Here is a 19696-nt window from a genome sequence, read left to right as displayed (position 1 = left end):
TCTGAAAAGTGAGTTATAGTATGAAACTGAAATTTGCAATTATTACACTGATAAAGGAGACAAAAATGGATATCTCATTTAAAACACCAAAAGGGAGATTCAATTATAGAGTAGCTGGATTATTAATTTATGAGGGCAAAATACTCATTATGAAAGATGAAAATCAACCTTATTATTATCTTCCTGGAGGTCGAGTATTACTGAATGAAAGAAGCGAAGACTCCATGAGAAGGGAAATAAAAGAAGAGCTTTCTATCGAAGTAGACATTAAGCGGATGCTATGGGTAAATGAAAATTTTTTTACAGAAGAAAGCTTAAATGAAAGATTTCATGAAATTTGCTTTTTTTATTTATTAGAGTTGAAGGACAAAGAGATCTTAAAAAGAGGCGATGAATTCATCGTAAATGAAAATGGAAAAATACATAATTATTATTGGAAACTCTTTGAAGAATTAAAAGACATAAATGTTTATCCTTTATTTTTGAAAGAGAAGATTAACGAATTACCATTGAATATTGAACAGTTAGTAGAAATGAAAGATTAACTAATCTCAAACATGGAAAGAAGGTGCTTATCTATGATTTTCAATCCTTATCCAACGATTGAAACTACAAATCTAATTTTAAGAAAAATGGATGAAAATGATAGCAATGATTTATTTGAAATGAGAAAAGATCCACGAATGAATGAACATACGGATACAAAATTAGATGAGAATATATATGAAACGAAAGCCTATATTGAAAAGATGAATAAAGGTATCGAGGAAAATAAATGGATTATTTGGGCTATTGAGCACAAACTAACTAAAAAAGTTATTGGTTCTATTAGTATTTGGAATATGAATGAGGAATTGAAAAATGGTGAATTAGGATATGGAATTATTCCTAGTTTTCAAGGAAAAGGTTTCATGAAAGAATCATTACTTAGTGTGATTAAGTATGGTTTTGATGTAATGAAGTTAAAAGAAATATTAGCTTATACAGAGGAAAATAACAGTTCATCCATTCTACTTTTGGAAAAGTGTCATTTTGTTAAAACAGATAAAGTGGAAGAGAAAGGATATTTCAACGATAAAATATATCAAATGGCTGTATATAGACTTCAAAATGATACTACTAGTTAAATTAAGTTTTTACTGATTCCTATATAATCATAACAGCCAGTATTAATACCTTCAAAATTGTTAATGCTAACAAAAGAGGAGGTGTTTTACAATGGCACAAGATGTACTTTGTGAAGTTAATAACTGTACGTATTGGGGTTCTGGAAACAAATGTAACGCTACAGCGATCTATGTCGTAAGTAATAAAGGTAATAAAGCATCCAATAGTGAAGAAACGGATTGCAAAACATTTGAACCAGAAGTTTAATACACCTAGGGCGACCATTGTTATGGTTGCCCTTTTTAATTTTTCATTAAGTAATGGTAAGATTAAATAAGAAGTTGAAATATTGAAAAAAGAGGTGCAACAAATGGCAATTGAATTAGTGAGGGATTATTTTAAGGAGTTAGGAATTGCCTATAAAATACTAGAGTTTGAAACATCTAGCGCAACTGTTGAACTTGCAGCTCAGGCTTTAAATGTTGAGCCAGGGCGCATTGCCAAAACACTATCCTTTAAAATAGAGGATCATTGTATTTTGGTTGTAGCAGCAGGAGACGCGAAAATTGATAATCCGAAATTCAAAGCAACTTTTGGAGTGAAAGCAAAAATGCTAACTCCAGAAGAAGTGTTGGAACAGGTGGGACATGCTGTAGGTGGAGTTTGTCCATTTGGGATACCTGAAAATGTATCAGTATTCTTAGATGAATCATTGAAAAGATTTGAAACTGTTTTTCCGGCATGTGGTAGCAGTAACAGTGCGATTGAACTTACTATTGAGGAATTATATACATATGCTAATGGACAAGGATGGATTGATGTTAGTAAAGGATGGGAATAAAAAAGTCACTAAAAAATAAGTGACATATTGTCAATTCGCTACTAAGTAGATTCTATTCTAGAAAGCGCAGTAACGGCTGGGGTTCTCTTTTACCTGATCAACCAAAAGAATATGATTGGGATATTCGGTACACTTCCAAGATCCAGATGGTCACATTTGGGAAATAGTATACTTTCGTAATTGAATAATGGACATCAAGGGTAGATGTTACTAAATCTTTATAGGAGAGATATAGATGTTATTTAAAAATGGTAAGTTATCTGTTCGTCTATTAGAACTGAAGGATAATTCTATATTAGTTAAATGGCTTTCTGATCCTATTGTACTTGAATTTTATGAGGGAAGAGACAATGCATTTGACTTAGATATGGTTCATGAAAAATTCTACAACCGTGATAAGGGAGTAGTTCGATGTATAGTTGAGTTTGACAAACTTCCGATTGGATACATTCAATATTATTTATTAGATAGTGATGATAGTAAATTATATGGTTACACAGATTTATCAGATGTTATATATGGGATGGACCAATTTATTGGAGAAGTTGCATATTGGAACAAAGGTATTGGAACACTTTTAGTGAAATCTATGGTGGAGTTTTTAGTCGAACAAAATCAAGCAGACAGAGTAGTTATGGATCCTCAAACATGGAATGAAAGAGCAATTAGGTGTTACGAAAAGTGTGGATTTAAGAAGGTCAAGCTCTTACCCAAAAATGAACTTCATGAGGGAGAATATCGTGATTGCTGGTTGATAGAATATATCAAATAGTATCCTATTTTAGTATTCTGATGGGAGTAACGCGGTTCTGCATCCGCCCGCAGAAAGCGAGCGGTAAGATTCGGAAAACCTGATCTATCCTATTTACAATTAAAAAGATTGTAGACAACTCTATTTTTGATAAAAATAACGGATTGCCTATCCCATCTCATCAAGTGAAAAGGCTTTAATTGTCCACTATTCTGTTTATTGAAGTTAAAAATAAGCGGAAAGCGCCCGCCTGGAGCGATTGCTACCAGATATTCCGAGAAACATAGATTGATCACAGCATCTTCAGATTTCCACTTTCAACTTTTGAAAAATAGGCAGGGCCCACCACGGAGATTCCTGAGGGAATAGCTTGAGCTGAAGACCCCGCAGGAAAGACACTGGCCGAACTTTATTTGGCCAGTGTCTTTGCAGTGACGAGGAGGCTGAAGTCAAGCCCACGGAAAGCGGATTTGTCTACAGTCTGAAAGGAGCGAGTACTTAGGCTCGCTCCTTTTTTATGTATATTACTTCGATGACACTACTAAGAAACGTACAGGTTTATCGGTTAAGTTGTACCAATAGTGCATCTTATTGGCATCAAACATAATGGACTGTTGTTCTTTTAATGTTTCTTTTATTTCATCAACTACTACGGTTAATGTCCCTTCAATGACAAATAAAAATTCATGACCACTGTGGGAAAAAGCATTTCCTTCGTTTTGACCAGGTTGCAGAGTTACTAGAATTGGTAAGTATAGTGCATCTTTAAGTCCGTTGGATAGATCTTGATAATAGAACTGTTGCCTCATCGAATCTAAGTCATCCATCAGTGAATCGTCATCTGGAAAAAATACCGTAGGGTTTACCTTCAATGCATCTGCTATTTTCTTCAAAGATTCTAACGTTACGCTAGACTTTCCCCGTTCTACTTGAGATAAGAAACTGATAGAGACGTCCGTTTGTTCCGCTAAATTTTTTAAAGTAAGTTTTCGACCTTTTCTTAACTTCTTTAACATTTCACCTATTGAGTTAGAAGACATAAATAATTCTCCTTTAAATTCATCTCGTTTAGTCAATCATACATTACTTGTTTAGTGAAAGACTAATTTTAATATTTTTAAGAGTATTGACAGAATATTTTACACTCTCTACAATGAATAAAGGGAGAAATTAAAGTGTCACTTCAATTTTGTAAAAGGGGAGATGTAAAATGGATTCAAAACAAATGAGAAAAATATGGATTGCAAGTTTAGTAGGAAGTTCCATTGAATGGTTTGATTACTTCTTGTATGGAACAGTAGCAGCTTTAGTATTTAACCAACTATTCTTTGTAACTGAAGATCCATCGGTTGGAACTATACTTGCTTATGCATCATTTGCGTTAGCTTTCTTTATACGCCCATTCGGGGGAGTAGTTTTCAGTCATATAGGAGATAGAATTGGTCGTAAAAAGACACTTGTTATTACGTTAAGTTTAATGGGGATTGCAACATTTGGTATGGGATTACTTCCTACTTATCAAGCGATAGGTGTATGGGCTCCGATTCTTTTAATAACTCTACGTCTTGTTCAAGGCTTAGGTATTGGAGGAGAATGGGGAGGAGCTTTACTTCTAGCAGTTGAATATGCACCGAAAGAAAAACGTGGATTATATGGGGCTATTCCTCAAATGGGTGTAACAATAGGGATGGTTCTTGGGACTGTGGCTTTATCTATTATGACATTACTTCCTGAAGGTTCATTTATGACTTGGGGTTGGCGTATTCCATTCATTTTTAGTGCATTATTAGTTGTTTTTGGATTATGGATACGTAAAGGAATTGATGAAACACCATCATTCAAGAAGGTGAAAGAGTCAGGTGAAATACCAAAGCTACCAATCGTAGATACGTTGAAATTTCATTGGCGTGAAGTTCTTATCGCAATCGGTGCAAAAGTTGTTGAAACAGCACCGTTCTATATTTTTGGTACATTTGTTGTGTCATATGCAACGACAAATTTAGGATTCTCAAGAACTGCAGTATTAAATTCTGTTATGATAGCGACAATAGTTACAACAATATTAATTCCTATTATGGGAAGTCTTTCTGATAAAGTAGGGCGGAAAAAGCTATACGTAGGTGGAACAATAGGAATGATCGTCTTTGCATTTCCATACTTTTGGATGATTCAACAACAGTCAGTTGTTTTACTAGTAATTGCGACAGTTATAGGATTAGGGATTATTTGGTCTCCTATAACAGCAGTACTTGGAACTATGTTCTCTGAAATCTTCGATGCAAAAGTACGTTATACTGGAATTACACTTGGTTATCAAATTGGTGCAGCATTAGCTGGTGGGACTGCTCCGCTAGTTGCAGCAAGTTTGATGCTTAAGTTTAATGGTTCCTATGTTCCGGTTGCATGCTATATCATCTTCACAGCGGTTATTTCATTACTTGCAATTTGGGCAGTAAAAGATCGCAGTAAAGAGCATTTAGATGAAATTAGTATGAACGATTCTGAAGGCACAGCTGAAACTAGCAAAGCAAAAGAATTAAGCCATATCTAATAACTATATTAGTTAATAAAAAGTTTTAATGAAAATAGATCGCCTTTCGCTAAAACTAGTGAAAGGCGATTTTTTCTAGTAGACGCATGCTCCTAAGAGCAGCATTGTCGCAGCATGATATTAATGGAGGTTGGAGTATGTTAGTAGTAAACGAACAACAAATTATGCGTACATATAGTATGAAAGATGCAATTCGAGATGTTTCAGATGTTCTTCGCGCAAAAGAAGATGAAAAGATTGTGAATCCACATCGTACCGTAATAGAATTTCCACAACATGAAGCATCAGCGTTATATATGCCAAGTGCAGATTTAGTTGGAGAAGTATCTGCTGTAAAAGTGGTTACGATCTTTCCGAACAATCCTGCTAATGGAAAAGACACAACACAAGGTATAGTTTTATTGTCAAATGCACAAAATGGGGAGCATATAGCGATGCTCAACGCTTCTTATTTAACAAGACTTCGTACAGGTGCTTTAAGTGGGATAGCTACTAATTATTTAGCAAAAAAAGATGCAAAAATTGTCACTGTTATCGGAACAGGTGCAATGGCATTTGAACAAGTAATTGCTGTTTTAGCTGTACGAAATATCGAGCGCATATTGCTAGTGAATCGTACTGCTGAAAAAGCTCAAAAATTCGGAGAGAAACTTAAAAATTTTGGAGTTAACATTCCTTTTGAGGTGTTAGAAGATGTCGCATCAGCGGTACGTCAAGCAGATATAATCTGTTGTGCAACTCGATCCAACGAGCCTGTTTTTAATGGGGAGGATTTACAGCCAGGTACTCATATCAATGGGGTAGGCTCATATTTACCTCATATGCATGAAGTGGATGTTACGACTATTACTCGTGCCGCTAAAATAGTAGTGGATGACTTTAAGGGAGTAAAGGAAGAAGCAGGAGAACTCATGCATGCAGAAAAAGTGGGAAAATGGTCATTTGAGAACGTACACGGTGAATTAGGAAAGCTAGTAGTTGGAGCAATAAAAGGAAGAGAAAACGATGAAGAGATTACTTTCTTTAAATCCGTTGGAGCTGCTTTTTTTGATCTGGCTGTTGCGAAAGGTGTATATGTGAAAGCGAAAGAACAAAAAATAGGAACTGAAATTGATGTGTAATAGGACTGCCCCAATCGCTTTAAGCTTTTGGGGCGTTTTTTATCTAATTGACAATGTTTTTTATTCATGATAAAATTACTTTGAATTAGAGATACTTTAATTAAAGATAAAATTTAGGAGGAAAAAATAATGAACGGATTAAAAGGAATACACCACGTTACTGCAATTACAAGTAGTGCAGAAAAAAATTATGAGTCTTTCACATATGTACTAGGTATGCGTTTAGTAAAGAAAACAGTTAACCAAGATGACATTCAAACGTATCATTTATTTTTTGCAGATGATGTAGGTGGAGCTGGAACAGATATGACGTTCTTCGACTTCCCGGGTATCTCAAAAGGTGAACACGGTACAAATGAGATTTATAAAACAGCTTTCCGTGTTCCAAGTGATGCAGCATTAGATTATTGGGTAAAACGTTTTGATCGATTAGAAGTAAAACATACTGGAATACAAGAACAATTTGGTACAAAGGTCGTTTCGTTTGTAGACTTTGATGACCAGCAATATCAGTTGATTTCAGACGAAGACAATAAAGGTATTGCATCGGGAATACCTTGGCAAAAAGGGCCGATTCCTGTAGAGTATGCGATTACTGGTCTAGGACCAATCCATATACGAATTGCTGAATTTGATTATTTAAAAGAAGTAATGGAAAAAGTTCTATTGTTTAAAGAAATAGCACAAGAAGGATCATTCCATCTTTTTGAAGTTGGTGAGGGTGGAAATGGAGCACAAGTAATTGTAGAAAAAAACATCATTCTTCCTCCAGGTAGACAAGGGTTTGGTACCGTTCATCATGCAGCATTCCGTGTGGAAGATCGTTCAGTTTTAGAGGAATGGATTGCACGTATGGAAAGCTTCGGATTACAAACTTCTGGGTATGTTGACCGTCATTTCTTTGAGTCATTATATGCTAGAGTTGCGCGAGGACTATTATTTGAGTTTGCAACGGATGGTCCAGGATTTATGGGGGATGAACCATATGAAACGCTCGGAGAAAAACTATCATTACCTCCGTTTTTAGAACCAAAACGTGAAGAAATAGAGAGCTTAGTTCGCCCAATTGATACAGTTAGAAGCACAATAGATTTTGTGAAAGAATAATAAGTACTTTTTTGAAGACCTTTTCTCCTAGAGAAAAGGTCTCTTTTTTATATAAATGTATCTTATTGGTATATAAGTAAAAAGTTTTATATAGAAAATAAAATAAATAGTATTTAATAACTATTTAAATTCACGCTAAAGATAATAAAGTTTCAGCCGATAAGTTTTTTGTGTGGTAAAAAATACATATATAATACACGACCGGATTATTCGATTCAAGGGGGAATAGCAAGTGAAAATTCGTACTAAATTATTTATCATTTCATTATGCCTACTATTAATTCCAAGTTTAATAATAGGGGTAAGCAGTTATATGTCTGCTAAAAACAATTTAGATGAATTAGGAGAAAAGACACTTAAAAATAGTGTAGAGACGGCGCTGTTGTTAATAGACTCAAAGAATGAGTCTGTTGAAAATGGAGAGATAACTTTAGAAGAAGCGCAAGAACAAGTGAAGCAATATTTACTTGGTGAATTACAAAGTGATGGAAAACGTACATTAACGTCAAAAATCATAGATTTAGGTGAAAATGGTTATATTAGCATTTATAGTAAAGATGGAGAACGAATAGCTCACCCATCCTTAGAAGGGAAAAATGGATGGGAAGATATAGATGTTGATGGGAAATATGTCGTACAAGATATTATAAAAACTTCGGAAGCAGGCGGTGGTTTTACATATTATAAGTGGGATTTACCAAATCAGCCTGGCACTGAAGCAACAAAAATTACTTATAATAAGGTAGATCCGAACTGGGGATGGGTTGTAAGTGCAGGGGCTTACATGGAAGCCTTTAATAAAGGTTCTAATTCTATCCTAATAACAATCGCAATCACATTAGCAGTAAGTACATTGATAGGTATAGTTGTTATTATCTTGTTTTCTAGACATATAGGTATTCCAATTCAACTAATCGCACAAAATCTGAAAAAGATTGCAAATCAAGACTTATCTATTCAGAACATCAAGATTAAAAATAAAGACGATTTGGGCGATCTTGCAAATGGGCTAAATACAATGACTACCAATTTAAAAGAGGTTCTAAATTTGGTTTCAAGTTCGGCTGAGCAAGTAGCTGCAACTTCTGAGCAATTAACTGCGAGTAGTGAGCAAACGAGTAAAGCTTCGGAAGAAATTACGGATTCGATTCAACAAATTTCATCCGGTCAAGAAAGCCAATTGTATGGAGTGCAGGAAGCAAAAAATTCTGTTTCTCAAATTTCTGCAAGCATTACGGAAATTACTTCGAATATTAAAGAATTAAATGAGCTTTCCGTTGCAACGTCGCAAGTTTCTCTTGCGGGTAATGAAGTAATCGCACAAACAGTGGAACAAATGAACCAAATCAATAACCAAAGTACTGTAACTACAGAAGCGATGCTAATATTAGAACGCAAATCGAACGAGATTGGTGAAATCATTAATGTAATTACAGGAATAGCAGATCAAACAAACCTACTTGCTTTAAACGCAGCAATTGAAGCTGCACGCGCAGGTGAGCATGGAAAAGGATTTGCAGTAGTAGCAGATGAGGTACGAAAATTAGCTGAAGAATCTGGTAATGCCGCAAAAAACATTTCTACTTTAATTGGTGAAATTCAAATGAATACAAAAGATACTGTCCATACCGTGAATGAAGGAAAAGAAGTCATTGAGACTGGTATGAATTATGTTACTAATGCTGGGCAAACATTTGAGGCAATTGCAGCTGATGTAAACTTGATAAACAACAAACTATCATTTATTTCATCAGAAATCCAAGAGATTAGTAGTAATACAGAATTTCTTGTTAATGAAGTTGAAAAAACAAAAGACGTTACGGAACAATCAACTAGCTATACACAAAATGTCGTAGCAGCGGCCGAAGAACAATATGCTTCCATGATTGAAATGACGTCTGCTTCTCGTGCATTAGCAGAAATGTCCGAAAAACTTCAAGATATTGTTTCCGATTTTAAATTAAATTAAGTATCCTAACAAAAAAGTACCAACTTCGGATTATTGGAAGTTGGTACTTTTTCTACGATTAGATTAATGATTTAAAGTTTAATCGTTTATTTAAAGCACTCATAAGAGGAATGCCGACTGCTAATACAACGAATTCACCAATTGCTACCGTTAACCATGTATATAAGAAAGGAAGCTCTAAAGCAAGGTTTAATTCGAAAGCGATGATAAACATAGTAAACGTAAAGATTAGCGTATTGAATATCATACGTGGAATATGACCTTTAATATACTTAGATGCAAAAATGGTGATAGATAGAGAGATGATCGAATGCGCTACCCCAAAGGTTAAGTCGTATAATCCTAGAGGTGAAAACAGATTCGTTACAAATACGCCGAGTACAATTCCAAAAAAGAACTTTTTATTGAACACGACAAGATGGTTAAACATTTCAGAAATACGGAACTGTACCTGCGTAAATCCAAAAGGTGCCACTAGTAGAGATACTGCAACATATAAAGCTGCAATAATTCCGCTTGTTGCAAGTGTTTTTATTTTCATTATTCATTTCTCCTTAGTTTTTTTACGTGGGAGGTTCTCGAACCACGTTATATAATGCACAAATAGTAATAATAGGGCATGAAGGTCCCACATGTCAAGAAAACTAGTAAATTTAGCATATTGGAAATTATTAATAGATTCTATGTGGTTTTGGAGAAGTCATCCGGACATAAAGAGTGGCTATACGGTCATAAAAGCTTTTATCCGATTATAAGGAGTAGTTATCCGGTCATAAAAAGCGAATATCCGGTTATAAAGGTAGCCCTTGAAAGTGTAGCTTTCTTTTGCACTCATTTTATTATTTATACTCACCTAACAATTAAACTAGAAGAAGATAGCTAGCTAGCATCTTATGGAAAATAAAAAACAGTATTAAAAGGGATGGTATATATGAAACATATAGTATTAGTAATCAGTTTATTTCTGATTTTCATAACGTTAGGCTGCACGATAGAAACCCAAACAGAAAACCAAGAGTCAAAAGTGGAAACATCCTCAACTAAAGTAAACGTTGGGAAAGAAATGAGTGTCCATTTTATTGATGTTGGACAAGGAGATTCTATACTTATTCAATCTCCGGAAGGCAAAAACATGCTCATCGATGGTGGGAAGAAGGATGCTGGTAAGCAGGTCGTTTCCTATTTACAAAGTCAAGGAGTAGACGAATTAGATTACGTTATTGCTACTCACCCGGATGCCGATCATATTGGTGGACTCCATGAAGTGCTAAACTCTATTTCGATTAGAAACTTTGTGGATTCTGGAAAAGTACATACTACTCAAACATACGAGAATATGTTGCAGCTCATTCTGGACAAAAACATTCCATTTATCGTTCCAAGTAAGGGAGATACTATTCCTTTAGATCCAAACATAGAAATAACAGTTTTAAATGTAGGCGAAGATTCAAGTGATAATAATGAAGCGTCCATTGTGCTGAAAGTCCAGTATGATGACATTTCATTTTTGTTAACAGGAGATGCAGATATTGGTGTAGAACAAACTATGCTAAAGCATTTCGACTTGAAATCTACCATTTTAAAAGCAGGACATCATGGTTCTGATACTAGTAGCTCAGAAGATTTTATTCGCGAAGTTCAACCAAAAGTTACCGTGTTAAGTTATGGTCAAGATAATTCCTATGGTCATCCTAATGAAGATGTGGTGTCTCGTCTAAATAATATACATTCACAAGTTTATGCTACTGTAGAGGTAGGTAATATAATAGTTAAGACGAATGGTATAGATTACACTGTTTCTACTCATCATCAATCTACTGAGAAGAATCCCGATAAGAATAGGGAAACTTCCCTAATTATGATTGAGAGTAAAGACGTACAAGAAGAAATTGTCGGTATTACTAATACAGGCGATACATCAGTGAACTTGAACGGATGGAAACTTGTATCGGTCATAGGAAATCAAGTATTCAAGTTTCCGAATATTACGCTTGCTGCAGGTAAAACGATTTACATCACAAGTGGACAAAATGCAAAAGAAGGTCAAGATTTTATTAAATGGACTAATGGACAAATGTGGAGAAACGATGGAGATGCCGCTCAATTGATAAATGAGAAAGGAGAGGTCGTTAGTGAAATGGAGTAAATACACAATAGATCAATTCGATAAAGAAATAGCTGTTTTATTGAAATATCCTGAAGAGACCGAAAAACTCCTCCTACCCCGTTCTCAGTTTAATGACACCTTTCAAGAAGGAGATATCGTGCACATATGTAAGCAAAATGAAACATATGAAATAAGACAATTGAAAGAAGAAACACAACACCAAAAAGAAAAAATACAAAACTTAATCGAAGAACTAAAAAAAAATGGTGGTGCCAGGCACCTGTAATATAAAGACCATTTTTTAGGAGGTTAGAAGAATGGCATGTAACTGTAAATTGCCAGATATCGCAACGTCTCATGCAAAGCCTGTTATAGGAGAGGCGATACTTTGCGTGGGGAGCTCTTTATTTAACTATTAATCGCCGCTTTATAATTTTGGCTTTGCACCTTATTTTATTATTCAAAAATAATAAGGAGCGAGCTTAAAATGACTTATTTAAAAGCAACTAATGTTTTACCAAAAGAACTTGTTGTAGAAATACAAAAGTATATCCAAGGTGAAGCTATTTATATTCCAAAACCGGAAAAGCATTATAAAAAGTGGGGTACACTATCTGGAGAAAGAAAAAGAATTGATGAAAGAAATCAATCGATTAGAAAAGCTTTTGAAAATGGAATACCATTACAACAGCTAGCTGAAGAGCATTTTCTTTCAATTGAAACGATAAAAAAAATTGTATACTCCAAATAATTATTAATGAAAACTGATAATCTATCCAGATAGGTTATCGGTTTTTTTATGGCGAAAATGTTTACTAATCATCCTATACATTTATTTATAAATATTTTTCCTTTACAATTAATAGAAAATAATAGAACCATGTAGGAAATATCAATAGGAGAGATGAAAATGAATCCTTTCATTAGAAGTGATCAATATAACTTTATAAAAAAACAGACACTGGCTCTTGTAAATGGGCATTTAACAGTTAACGATAAAGCCGTGCTAAATGCACTAAAATCGTTAACGATAGAAAAGGTGTTAGGATTGTTCGAGGGATTGAATGAAGAACAAAAACAATTGCTAAATCCGGTAATCAATGTGAAGGAGAAGGCAGAAGCGGAAGAATTTTTACATCAAATAAAGTCCTTTGTTATTCCTTTTAAAGAGATTTCGGAGCAAACAGTAAAAAAAATGTTTCCTAAAGCGAAAAAATTAAAAATACCACCGTTAAATGAAATGGACTTTACGGAGATTTCCTATATTAGCTGGATCGATAAAGGCACGAATAAAAAATTTCTTATTGTCGACCATAATGGAAAGCTTGTTGGACTATCTGGTGGATTTAAAAGCTCACATAAGAAAGGGCTATGTACTCTTTGTAATCGTTTTGAAGAAATTGGGATGTTTACATCTGCAATAAAAGGGTCAACGCAAGACGCTTTTATAAAAAGAGGTAACTATATTTGCCAAGATAGTCAAAAATGTAATCACAATTTAGTTTCACTAGACAATCTTAATGAATTTGTCGAACTTATTAATGGCTAGACAAACGGTACTTGGAACAGAAACAAACGTGAATGTTTATTCACGTTTGTTTTATATGTTGTCTCGTTTCCTGGTGATAGTTACATATCAAAAAATTTATCTCTTTCTACTTTGCAAACTCTTAGTTTGAAGCTCTGATACCAGTCTGTCTTGCCCTTTTCTTGAGCCATTCTATGTACAGAATGCTCTTTCCAATGTTTTATGGAATCTAATGAATCCCAATAGGAAACTGTTATGCCTAGCTCCTCATCACGCGCAGATTCTATACCTAAAAATCCAGGCTGTTTTGAAGCTAATTCCACCATTTTATCTGCCATTTTTGCATAGCCGTTATCCCCATCTGTTCTTGTAGAAGAAAAAATAACCGCATAATATGGAACTTGAAAAGCTTTCGAGGATTCGCTCATTTTTTTCACTCCCTTACTTTTTGATATGTCTTTATTATCATAGTTAATTTTGAATAGGGTGTGAAGCGTCAAATCAGTTTTCTCGTATGGTCAATAGTATAATGATTTTTACAAACCTATTGATGATTTATTAGGAAACAACACATTAAATTTCCATGAAGAAGACGGGGGAGAGCATAAAATGAAAGCTTCGACACAACAAAGAACTTTAAGTAATATACCATTGTCTGTATTAGATTTATCTTCTATTGCAGAAGGTTCCACTGCAAGAGATGCTTTTTTAAATAGTATGGAGCTTGCACAGAATGCAGAACGGCTCGGATACAACCGATATTGGGTTGCCGAGCATCATAATATGCCAGGCGTTGCAAGTTCTGCGACATCTGTTTTAATTGGTTATTTGGCGAGTGGTACAAGTACATTGCGAATTGGAGCAGGCGGGGTGATGCTTCCAAATCATTCGCCTTTAGTTATTGCAGAACAGTTTGGAACATTAGAGTCTTTATACCCTGGTCGAATTGATCTTGGATTAGGTAGAGCACCTGGAACAGATATGATTACCGCTCGTGCTTTACGAAGAGATTTTAGTGGAGCGGACAATTTCCCCGAGTTGGTGAGTGAACTACAATCGTATTTTGAACAAGTGGAAGAGAACAATACAAGACCAGTAGTTGCAGTACCTGGACAAGGACTAGAAGTACCTATGTGGCTTCTTGGTTCTAGTAATTACAGTGCGAAATTAGCAGGTATCCTAGGGCTTCCGTATTCCTTTGCGAGCCATTTCTCTCCGGATTATTTAGAAGAAGCATTGCATTTGTATCGGAGTTACTTTAAACCATCCAAATACTTGGAAGAACATTATGTAATGGCTGGACTTAATGTTGTGGCTGCTGAAACGGACGAGCATGCGGAATTTCTCTCTTCATCTCTTTTACAGCAATTTTTAGGTTTAATTCGAGGTAATAAAGCAAAAATCCAACCGCCAGTAAGTATGGATAATCTTTGGACAGAACAGGAGAAAATGATGGTGAATAAACAACTAAGAGCTAGAATTGTTGGTTCTCCTGAAATTGTAAAATCCAAGTTAGAAGATTTTGTTGCCTCTACACAAGTAAATGAGATCATGATTAACTCGCCAGTTTTCGATCATCAAGAACGTATCAAATCATTTGAGCTCATTTCGAAAGTCGCGAATGACGTGAAATAAAAACAAATAAAAAAGAGGCTATTTATTATAGCCTTCAGTTTCACATAAAATAAAAAGTGAAAGCAGTGATTTTCGCTGCGGGCGAACGCTTTCCGCGGGCGTGGCTTGAGCCTCTTTGGTCGCTATGCTCCTTTCAGAGTCTCAAGACTTAGGCTATTCCCGCAGGAGTCGTCGCTTTCCGCTCCAATCAACTAGTTCTCTGAAAAATAACCGAGGTAATGTATAGGATGACGAAAAATCAAATCAATGAAATACTAACTATGGAGCAGTCTGTATGATTTCTTTCATTCTACCTTCAAATTTTACAATAGGTAAACGATCACAGTTTCATAGAAAATCGTTGAAAAAGGCGACACTCCTGCGTGAATAGCGTTAGCCGAAGACCCCGCAGCGCAGCGAGGAGGCTGAGGCAACGCCCGCGGAAAGGGAGGCCACTGAAAAACTCAAAATTATTATTTTTATAGGAACTATTTGCTGTATATCATTCAAAGAATTTAGCGCGACGCATGAGACTCCTGCGGGAAAGCGAGACAGACGAGACCCCGCACGAAGCGAAGCGTAGGAGGAGGCTCGTCGCTCGCCCGCGGAAAGCGAATGCCAAAGCGCTAAATTCTCTTAGGACTATTTGATAGATAATTTATATGAATGACACTTTTTCAGTGGCCTCCGGAAAGGGAGCCGTTTCAATGATTTTCTTATTTATTGGACTGTTGGACAACCCATCTGGCAAAGTCGAATTATGGGGACTTTTTCAGTGTCCTCGCAGCGAGGAGGCTAAGGCAACGCCCGCGGAAAGGGAGTCTTTTCAACGATTTTCTATCTATCCAGTTATTGTACAACTCCGTCTGGCAAAGCTAATTATAAGGGCTTTTTTACAGTGCCTCAGCATGTTAGGAGAAGGAAGGCTAAGCGCGCCTGTCTTGAGGTAACACCTTCATGACCAACATCGTTTGGGACAACAGCTCGGTATCGCCAGCGGAAAGCGAATGGTAAGCTTCGCAAAAAACAATATAAAATATTAAGTTTTGTCTACAGTCTGGTGAGGCTATCTAAAGTTGCCTCTATTTTTTCACTATAAATCTTTGGGAAGGAGAACTTGTAATGGAAAATGAACTGTTGAAAATTTTCGATGAACATTGTAATGAGAAAGGTGTCGCGACACGTGAGGAAGTACATAGACTAGGACATTGGCATGAAACTTTTCATTGTTGGATTATTAGTAGGGAAGAGGAGATAGACTATATCTATTTACAAATTCGAAGTGCAAACAAAAGAGATTATCCAAATCTACTAGATATAACAGCTGCTGGCCATTTATTAGCGAATGAAGAAGTTTACGACGGAATAAGAGAAGTTCAAGAAGAACTAGGTATAGAAGTCGCTTTTGGTGAGCTAATTTCACTCGGAATAATCCCTTATTCTGTTGAGACAGATACAATAATTGATAAAGAACTCGCGCATGTGTATGTGTATAGACGTCCAAATTCTTTAGATGATTACAAACTACAAACAGAAGAAGTATCAGGTGTAGTACGGACAAAGTTTAAACAATTTGCGGAACTTTGGTTAGGTAAAATAGACAAAATCCAAGTAGAAGGCTTTGAAATAGATTCAGAAGGAAAGAAAGTTTACATTAACAAATTGGTAACAAAAAATAATTTTGTACATCATGAAACCTCCTATTATGAAGCGGTAATTCGCGGAATAGAAAATTGCTAATACTTAATAGATACGCAGTAAGCCAGTGCTAATTAGCCTGGTTTTTTTTGTTTCTATTTGTAATAAATCTATAAAAAATCATTAAAAATATTTAGTAAATAAAATATTTATTGTTGATTAGTTCAAATGAATCATATATCATTTTTAATGGTTGCTAGTAAAATTTACTCACTAAAAAGGGTTTTACTAATATTTTTGGATTATTTTTTGATTATTTTTGCTAATCAAAAAACAATGGAGGGTGTAGAATGAAAAATATAAAAGTGGGGAGAAAATTATTATTACTGATTATTGTAAATATAATTTTTTTAATGGGAGTCAGTGTTACAGGGTTTACTTACATGAATTCCATGGCGAAAAACAGCGAGGATATGTATCAACAGAACTTACTTCCTATTAAAGATCTTGATATGATAAGCACAAATAATCGAACGTTAGACTCCTATGTACTTGAGCTGATGATCACAAACGATACTGCAAACAAAGTAGAGTTAAAGAAAAAGATAAATGAAGTACTAAAGCAAAACGATGAATTATTTACTGTCTATGAGCAGTCGAATCTGGATAGTTTTGAAAAAGAAAGGTACGAACCATTTATTAAAGCATTCGAAACATATAGAAAAGAGCTTATACATGTTTTTTTTCTTATTGATAAAGGCCAGCAAAAAGAAGCATATGATTACTATTCAACAAAAGTGAAGAAAGTTAGAGGAATAATTACAGCAAATTCGGCTGAGTTAAGTGATCATAATATTAGTATGGCAAAACAATTAAATGCTACTGATAAGAAATCGCATCAACAGGCGACAAAGATGATGATCTTATTGACAATATTAGCAATTACTATATCTATCACTTTGAGTATTTACATCTCTCGATTAATTACAAAGCCAATTACAGGTATGCAAAAGCTTATGCAAAAAGCAGAAAATGGTGACTTTACGATTCGGGGAGATTATAAATCGAAAGACGAAATTGGAGTATTGTCTATTTCGTTTAACTCAATGCTCGCTGGATTACAAAACTTAATAAAACAAGTATCTCAAACATCGCAACAAGTTGCAGCATCCTCTGAGGAGCTAACCGCAGGGGCTGAAATGACAAATAAAGCAACGGAACATATTGCAGGCATAGCCCAAGAGCTAGTCGTTGGTTCGGATAACCAAATGAAAAGCGTTAATGAAACATCAGCATCCATGAAAGAGATGTCTTCTGGAGTCATTCAAATTGCAACAACAGTTCAACATGTAGTAGAAATAGCGGATGAAACATCAGAAAAAGCTCGTGAAGGAAATGAAATAGTGGAAAATGCGATTGGCCAAATCAATTCAATTAGTACAACTGTTAAAGGGTTAAGTGAGGTGGTTGTAAACCTTGGCAATCGTTCTAATGAAATTGGATCGATTATTGAAGTAATTACAGACATTTCGGCTCAAACCAATTTACTTGCTTTAAATGCAGCAATTGAAGCAGCAAGAGCAGGAGAAGAAGGGCGAGGATTTGCTGTAGTAGCAGACGAGGTAAGAAAACTGGCTGAGCTATCATCGAATTCAGCCAATCAAATAGCAATACTTATTACAGCAATACAAGAAGAAACACAATTTGCTGTAAAATCGATGGACAAAGCAACCGAGGAAGTTCAACAAGGTATTTCGACAATAAATGTAGCTGGAACTTCATTTGAGCAAATTCAATATTCCGTTCATGAACTGACGAAAGACATTCACGAAGTATCTGCTGCTGTTCAACAAATTGCAGCTAGCTCCGAGCAAGTACTAAGCTCAGTAGGTATCGTTAATGAGGTGGCAGGAGCTACTGTAGCGGGTACGGAAGAAGTATCTTCGGCTACAGAAGAACAGCTAGCTTCTATGGAAGAAATTGCAGCTTCTTCCGATGCATTAGCGAAAATGGCGGAAGAACTGCAAACACTAATATCTAGATTTAAAGTGTAAAAAATACCTGATAGTTTATTTTATTATTAGGAGTATCGTTTCTTGCTCATTAGTTTAAAGCAACGGAATTGATATTTTGATATTTATTTAATAGCTGGTCGAGCTCTTGACTGCATGCTACAACACAAGGGTGGGTATAACCCAATTGTTTAGCTTTTTTATACATTTCTTGCTTTTTTATAGCTATTAGTAATAACAATTGTTTTATATAATATTTTTTGGCCATTTTTCATTCCTCCGGTAAATAAATGATACTCGTATATCATAAAAGATAGGAATTGAAAACAATGTCGAAATGTGCAATGAAAACTAAATGTCACTAATTTGCCATAATTAATTTGAAGATATCAAAAAAATAGTGTTGTTAAATTGTAGAAACCGGCTAGGGGTACCAAAGCCGGTTTCTTGTGATTACACTTGGAATAAATGAAATTTTAAGCCGTATGGATCTTCTAACATCAAACTTTTGTCCGAGTACTCTTGTGTAATGATACAGTTGTTCTGTAGAAGAAGCTCTTTAGCAGATTCGAAATCCTCCACTGCAAACTCGAAAAAAGTATTATTATGATCGCTTTTTTCCACATAAAAGTTAGTGCCACTAATGGAAAGCTTCATTTCATTTCCAACTGTTTTTTCCATCTGCATACCAAGTACATTAATGTAAAATTTTATTGCTTTCTCAAAATCTTTTACACCAATTGCAACATTATTTGTTAACTGAAAAGGGGAGTTATTATTAAGCTTTTTCTTTGCTACAACATCAGCTGAACCTGACGGTAGTAGGTCAAACAAAGGCCACGTGTTACAGAAATCATCGCCAGGTCCAAAAGGAGCTTGAGCATAAAGATAAATATTATCATTCTCGTCTTTATAGAATGTTGATACGCCAGGCTTGAGAGATTTGCCATTTTGGAATCCCATGTCTTCTGTAAACGAGCTGCCTGTTGTAGAGAACATTGGAAATTTCCAATTACGCTCTGCTGCAATGTTTTCTTGTGTAGAAGGGGGATCTGGTGATGCTAGCACAAACCCAACTTTACTAACTAAATGATGATATACACCGTTAAAACCGTCTGCCCACATCGTGCAATACGAACAGCTTTTTCCCATATTGTGAATGACGATAAGTTCATCTTTGTCCCCAAATAATTCAATCAATGATATTTTACGGGTATCGGACGTCTCGAAAGAATAATTTTTAACTAACTTATCCGGAACAGATTTTCGTAATTCAGTCAGCTGCTCTTTTTTTTCTTGAATCTCTCTCTCCAGTGCATCAATTTGACTTAATAAAGTAGAATTAGGCAT

General features: G+C 35.3%; 22 protein-coding genes and 1 riboswitch. Of the genes, 17 read left to right on the top strand and 5 right to left on the bottom strand.

Annotated elements, in window-relative coordinates:
• Nucleotides 1-20 precede the first annotated feature (20 nt).
• The 5 genes from FG384_RS13245 (at nucleotide 21) to FG384_RS13225 (ending at nucleotide 2720) form a co-directional block, all read left to right on the top strand.
• A complete protein-coding gene (locus tag FG384_RS13245) occupies nucleotides 21-545 on the top strand; it encodes an NUDIX hydrolase (protein ID WP_205961799.1) in 525 nt (174 codons plus the stop codon).
• Nucleotides 546-578: 33 nt separating this feature from the next.
• The gene (locus FG384_RS13240) at nucleotides 579-1127 is read left to right on the top strand and encodes a GNAT family N-acetyltransferase (RefSeq protein ID WP_142643082.1); all 549 of its coding nucleotides are present in this window, start codon (nucleotides 579-581) and stop codon (nucleotides 1125-1127) included.
• 91 nt (nucleotides 1128-1218) lie between these two features.
• Nucleotides 1219-1374 carry a DUF1540 domain-containing protein gene (locus FG384_RS13235; RefSeq protein ID WP_142643081.1) on the top strand — a complete coding sequence of 52 codons (156 nt, stop codon included), beginning with the start codon at nucleotides 1219-1221 and terminating at the stop codon, nucleotides 1372-1374.
• Nucleotides 1375-1477: 103 nt separating this feature from the next.
• On the top strand, nucleotides 1478-1948 hold the full coding sequence (locus FG384_RS13230) for a YbaK/EbsC family protein (RefSeq protein ID WP_142643080.1): 471 nt from the start codon (nucleotides 1478-1480) through the stop codon (nucleotides 1946-1948).
• 235 nt (nucleotides 1949-2183) lie between these two features.
• Complete coding sequence (locus FG384_RS13225; RefSeq protein WP_142643079.1) at nucleotides 2184-2720, top strand: GNAT family N-acetyltransferase; 537 nt, start codon at nucleotides 2184-2186, stop codon at nucleotides 2718-2720.
• A 503-nt stretch (nucleotides 2721-3223) separates the two neighbouring features.
• Here the strand turns inward: FG384_RS13225 and FG384_RS13220 are convergent.
• Nucleotides 3224-3739: a helix-turn-helix domain-containing protein gene (locus FG384_RS13220; RefSeq protein ID WP_142643078.1), complete on the bottom strand. Its 516-nt coding sequence runs from the start codon at nucleotides 3737-3739 to the stop codon at nucleotides 3224-3226.
• Between the two features lie 170 nt (nucleotides 3740-3909).
• Between FG384_RS13220 and FG384_RS13215 the strand changes: the two genes are divergently transcribed.
• From FG384_RS13215 to FG384_RS13200, 4 genes are all read left to right on the top strand, one after another.
• Nucleotides 3910-5250 carry an MFS transporter gene (locus FG384_RS13215; protein ID WP_142643077.1) on the top strand — a complete coding sequence of 447 codons (1341 nt, stop codon included), beginning with the start codon at nucleotides 3910-3912 and terminating at the stop codon, nucleotides 5248-5250.
• A 137-nt stretch (nucleotides 5251-5387) separates the two neighbouring features.
• Entirely contained in the window at nucleotides 5388-6371 is a 984-nt protein-coding gene (locus FG384_RS13210; protein ID WP_142643076.1) for an ornithine cyclodeaminase family protein, read from the top strand.
• A 129-nt stretch (nucleotides 6372-6500) separates the two neighbouring features.
• Nucleotides 6501-7478: a ring-cleaving dioxygenase gene (locus FG384_RS13205; RefSeq protein ID WP_142643075.1), complete on the top strand. Its 978-nt coding sequence runs from the start codon at nucleotides 6501-6503 to the stop codon at nucleotides 7476-7478.
• Between the two features lie 232 nt (nucleotides 7479-7710).
• A complete protein-coding gene (locus FG384_RS13200; protein ID WP_166462449.1) occupies nucleotides 7711-9447 on the top strand; it encodes a methyl-accepting chemotaxis protein in 1737 nt (578 codons plus the stop codon).
• 58 nt (nucleotides 9448-9505) lie between these two features.
• Here FG384_RS13200 and FG384_RS13195 read toward each other — a convergent pair whose 3' ends face one another.
• On the bottom strand, nucleotides 9506-9988 hold the full coding sequence (locus FG384_RS13195; protein WP_142643074.1) for a QueT transporter family protein: 483 nt from the start codon (nucleotides 9986-9988) through the stop codon (nucleotides 9506-9508).
• A gap of 7 nt (nucleotides 9989-9995) precedes the next feature.
• Nucleotides 9996-10040: riboswitch (PreQ1 riboswitch) on the bottom strand.
• Between the two features lie 39 nt (nucleotides 10041-10079).
• On the opposite strand from FG384_RS13195, the gene FG384_RS20320 reads away from it, so the two are divergent.
• The 5 genes from FG384_RS20320 to FG384_RS13175 all read left to right on the top strand — a co-directional run bounded on the left by FG384_RS20320 (nucleotide 10080) and on the right by FG384_RS13175 (nucleotide 13103).
• Complete coding sequence (locus FG384_RS20320) at nucleotides 10080-10202, top strand: hypothetical protein (protein ID WP_276612766.1); 123 nt, start codon at nucleotides 10080-10082, stop codon at nucleotides 10200-10202.
• A 176-nt stretch (nucleotides 10203-10378) separates the two neighbouring features.
• Nucleotides 10379-11593, top strand: coding sequence for an MBL fold metallo-hydrolase (locus FG384_RS13190; protein ID WP_142643073.1), 1215 nt, complete (start codon nucleotides 10379-10381; stop codon nucleotides 11591-11593).
• Nucleotides 11580-11840, top strand: a complete 261-nt coding sequence (locus tag FG384_RS13185; RefSeq protein WP_166462448.1) for a DUF3006 domain-containing protein — start codon at nucleotides 11580-11582, stop codon at nucleotides 11838-11840. The genes FG384_RS13190 and FG384_RS13185 overlap by 14 nt, the downstream gene beginning before the upstream one ends.
• A gap of 201 nt (nucleotides 11841-12041) precedes the next feature.
• Nucleotides 12042-12305 (top strand): CD3324 family protein, encoded by a 264-nt coding sequence (locus FG384_RS13180; protein WP_142643071.1) that lies wholly within the window; start codon nucleotides 12042-12044, stop codon nucleotides 12303-12305.
• 159 nt (nucleotides 12306-12464) lie between these two features.
• Entirely contained in the window at nucleotides 12465-13103 is a 639-nt protein-coding gene (locus FG384_RS13175; protein WP_142643070.1) for a FusB/FusC family EF-G-binding protein, read from the top strand.
• 80 nt (nucleotides 13104-13183) lie between these two features.
• Here the strand turns inward: FG384_RS13175 and FG384_RS13170 are convergent, their stop codons facing one another.
• Complete coding sequence (locus FG384_RS13170) at nucleotides 13184-13510, bottom strand: antibiotic biosynthesis monooxygenase family protein (RefSeq protein ID WP_142643069.1); 327 nt, start codon at nucleotides 13508-13510, stop codon at nucleotides 13184-13186.
• Nucleotides 13511-13691: 181 nt separating this feature from the next.
• Here FG384_RS13170 and FG384_RS13165 point away from each other — a divergent pair, with 181 nt between their 5' ends.
• The 3 genes from FG384_RS13165 to FG384_RS13155 all read left to right on the top strand — a co-directional run bounded on the left by FG384_RS13165 (nucleotide 13692) and on the right by FG384_RS13155 (nucleotide 18388).
• Entirely contained in the window at nucleotides 13692-14717 is a 1026-nt protein-coding gene (locus tag FG384_RS13165; RefSeq protein ID WP_142643068.1) for an LLM class flavin-dependent oxidoreductase, read from the top strand.
• 1101 nt (nucleotides 14718-15818) lie between these two features.
• Nucleotides 15819-16436 carry an NUDIX hydrolase gene (locus FG384_RS13160; protein WP_142643067.1) on the top strand — a complete coding sequence of 206 codons (618 nt, stop codon included), beginning with the start codon at nucleotides 15819-15821 and terminating at the stop codon, nucleotides 16434-16436.
• Between the two features lie 248 nt (nucleotides 16437-16684).
• Nucleotides 16685-18388, top strand: coding sequence for a methyl-accepting chemotaxis protein (locus FG384_RS13155; protein WP_142643066.1), 1704 nt, complete (start codon nucleotides 16685-16687; stop codon nucleotides 18386-18388).
• 49 nt (nucleotides 18389-18437) lie between these two features.
• Here the strand turns inward: FG384_RS13155 and FG384_RS13150 are convergent, their stop codons facing one another.
• Nucleotides 18438-18614 (bottom strand): aspartyl-phosphate phosphatase Spo0E family protein, encoded by a 177-nt coding sequence (locus tag FG384_RS13150; RefSeq protein WP_142643065.1) that lies wholly within the window; start codon nucleotides 18612-18614, stop codon nucleotides 18438-18440.
• A 185-nt stretch (nucleotides 18615-18799) separates the two neighbouring features.
• On the bottom strand, nucleotides 18800-19696 hold the full coding sequence (locus FG384_RS13145) for a DUF899 family protein (protein ID WP_142643064.1): 897 nt from the start codon (nucleotides 19694-19696) through the stop codon (nucleotides 18800-18802).

Origin of the sequence: Psychrobacillus vulpis (assembly GCF_006861825.1) — a bacterium.
In the GTDB taxonomy this organism is placed as follows: domain Bacteria; phylum Bacillota; class Bacilli; order Bacillales_A; family Planococcaceae; genus Psychrobacillus; species Psychrobacillus vulpis.
This window is presented reverse-complemented; position numbering and strand designations above follow the sequence as displayed.

What these genes read in the sequence shown, in the direction of transcription:
- FG384_RS13245 (WP_205961799.1), top strand. Translation starts at nt 21, where the DNA reads ATGAAACTGAAATTTGCAATTATTACACTGATAAAGGAGACAAAAATG.
- FG384_RS13240 (WP_142643082.1), top strand. Translation starts at nt 579, where the DNA reads ATGATTTTCAATCCTTATCCAACGATTGAAACTACAAATCTAATTTTA.
- FG384_RS13235 (WP_142643081.1), top strand. Translation starts at nt 1,219, where the DNA reads ATGGCACAAGATGTACTTTGTGAAGTTAATAACTGTACGTATTGGGGT.
- FG384_RS13230 (WP_142643080.1), top strand. Translation starts at nt 1,478, where the DNA reads ATGGCAATTGAATTAGTGAGGGATTATTTTAAGGAGTTAGGAATTGCC.
- FG384_RS13225 (WP_142643079.1), top strand. Translation starts at nt 2,184, where the DNA reads ATGTTATTTAAAAATGGTAAGTTATCTGTTCGTCTATTAGAACTGAAG.
- FG384_RS13220 (WP_142643078.1), bottom strand. Translation starts at nt 3,739, where the DNA reads ATGTCTTCTAACTCAATAGGTGAAATGTTAAAGAAGTTAAGAAAAGGT.
- FG384_RS13215 (WP_142643077.1), top strand. Translation starts at nt 3,910, where the DNA reads ATGGATTCAAAACAAATGAGAAAAATATGGATTGCAAGTTTAGTAGGA.
- FG384_RS13210 (WP_142643076.1), top strand. Translation starts at nt 5,388, where the DNA reads ATGTTAGTAGTAAACGAACAACAAATTATGCGTACATATAGTATGAAA.
- FG384_RS13205 (WP_142643075.1), top strand. Translation starts at nt 6,501, where the DNA reads ATGAACGGATTAAAAGGAATACACCACGTTACTGCAATTACAAGTAGT.
- FG384_RS13195 (WP_142643074.1), bottom strand. Translation starts at nt 9,988, where the DNA reads ATGAAAATAAAAACACTTGCAACAAGCGGAATTATTGCAGCTTTATAT.
- FG384_RS20320 (WP_276612766.1), top strand. Translation starts at nt 10,080, where the DNA reads ATGTCAAGAAAACTAGTAAATTTAGCATATTGGAAATTATTAATAGAT.
- FG384_RS13190 (WP_142643073.1), top strand. Translation starts at nt 10,379, where the DNA reads ATGAAACATATAGTATTAGTAATCAGTTTATTTCTGATTTTCATAACG.
- FG384_RS13180 (WP_142643071.1), top strand. Translation starts at nt 12,042, where the DNA reads ATGACTTATTTAAAAGCAACTAATGTTTTACCAAAAGAACTTGTTGTA.
- FG384_RS13175 (WP_142643070.1), top strand. Translation starts at nt 12,465, where the DNA reads ATGAATCCTTTCATTAGAAGTGATCAATATAACTTTATAAAAAAACAG.
- FG384_RS13170 (WP_142643069.1), bottom strand. Translation starts at nt 13,510, where the DNA reads ATGAGCGAATCCTCGAAAGCTTTTCAAGTTCCATATTATGCGGTTATT.
- FG384_RS13165 (WP_142643068.1), top strand. Translation starts at nt 13,692, where the DNA reads ATGAAAGCTTCGACACAACAAAGAACTTTAAGTAATATACCATTGTCT.
- FG384_RS13160 (WP_142643067.1), top strand. Translation starts at nt 15,819, where the DNA reads ATGGAAAATGAACTGTTGAAAATTTTCGATGAACATTGTAATGAGAAA.
- FG384_RS13155 (WP_142643066.1), top strand. Translation starts at nt 16,685, where the DNA reads ATGAAAAATATAAAAGTGGGGAGAAAATTATTATTACTGATTATTGTA.
- FG384_RS13150 (WP_142643065.1), bottom strand. Translation starts at nt 18,614, where the DNA reads ATGGCCAAAAAATATTATATAAAACAATTGTTATTACTAATAGCTATA.
- FG384_RS13145 (WP_142643064.1), bottom strand. Translation starts at nt 19,696, where the DNA reads ATGCCTAATTCTACTTTATTAAGTCAAATTGATGCACTGGAGAGAGAG.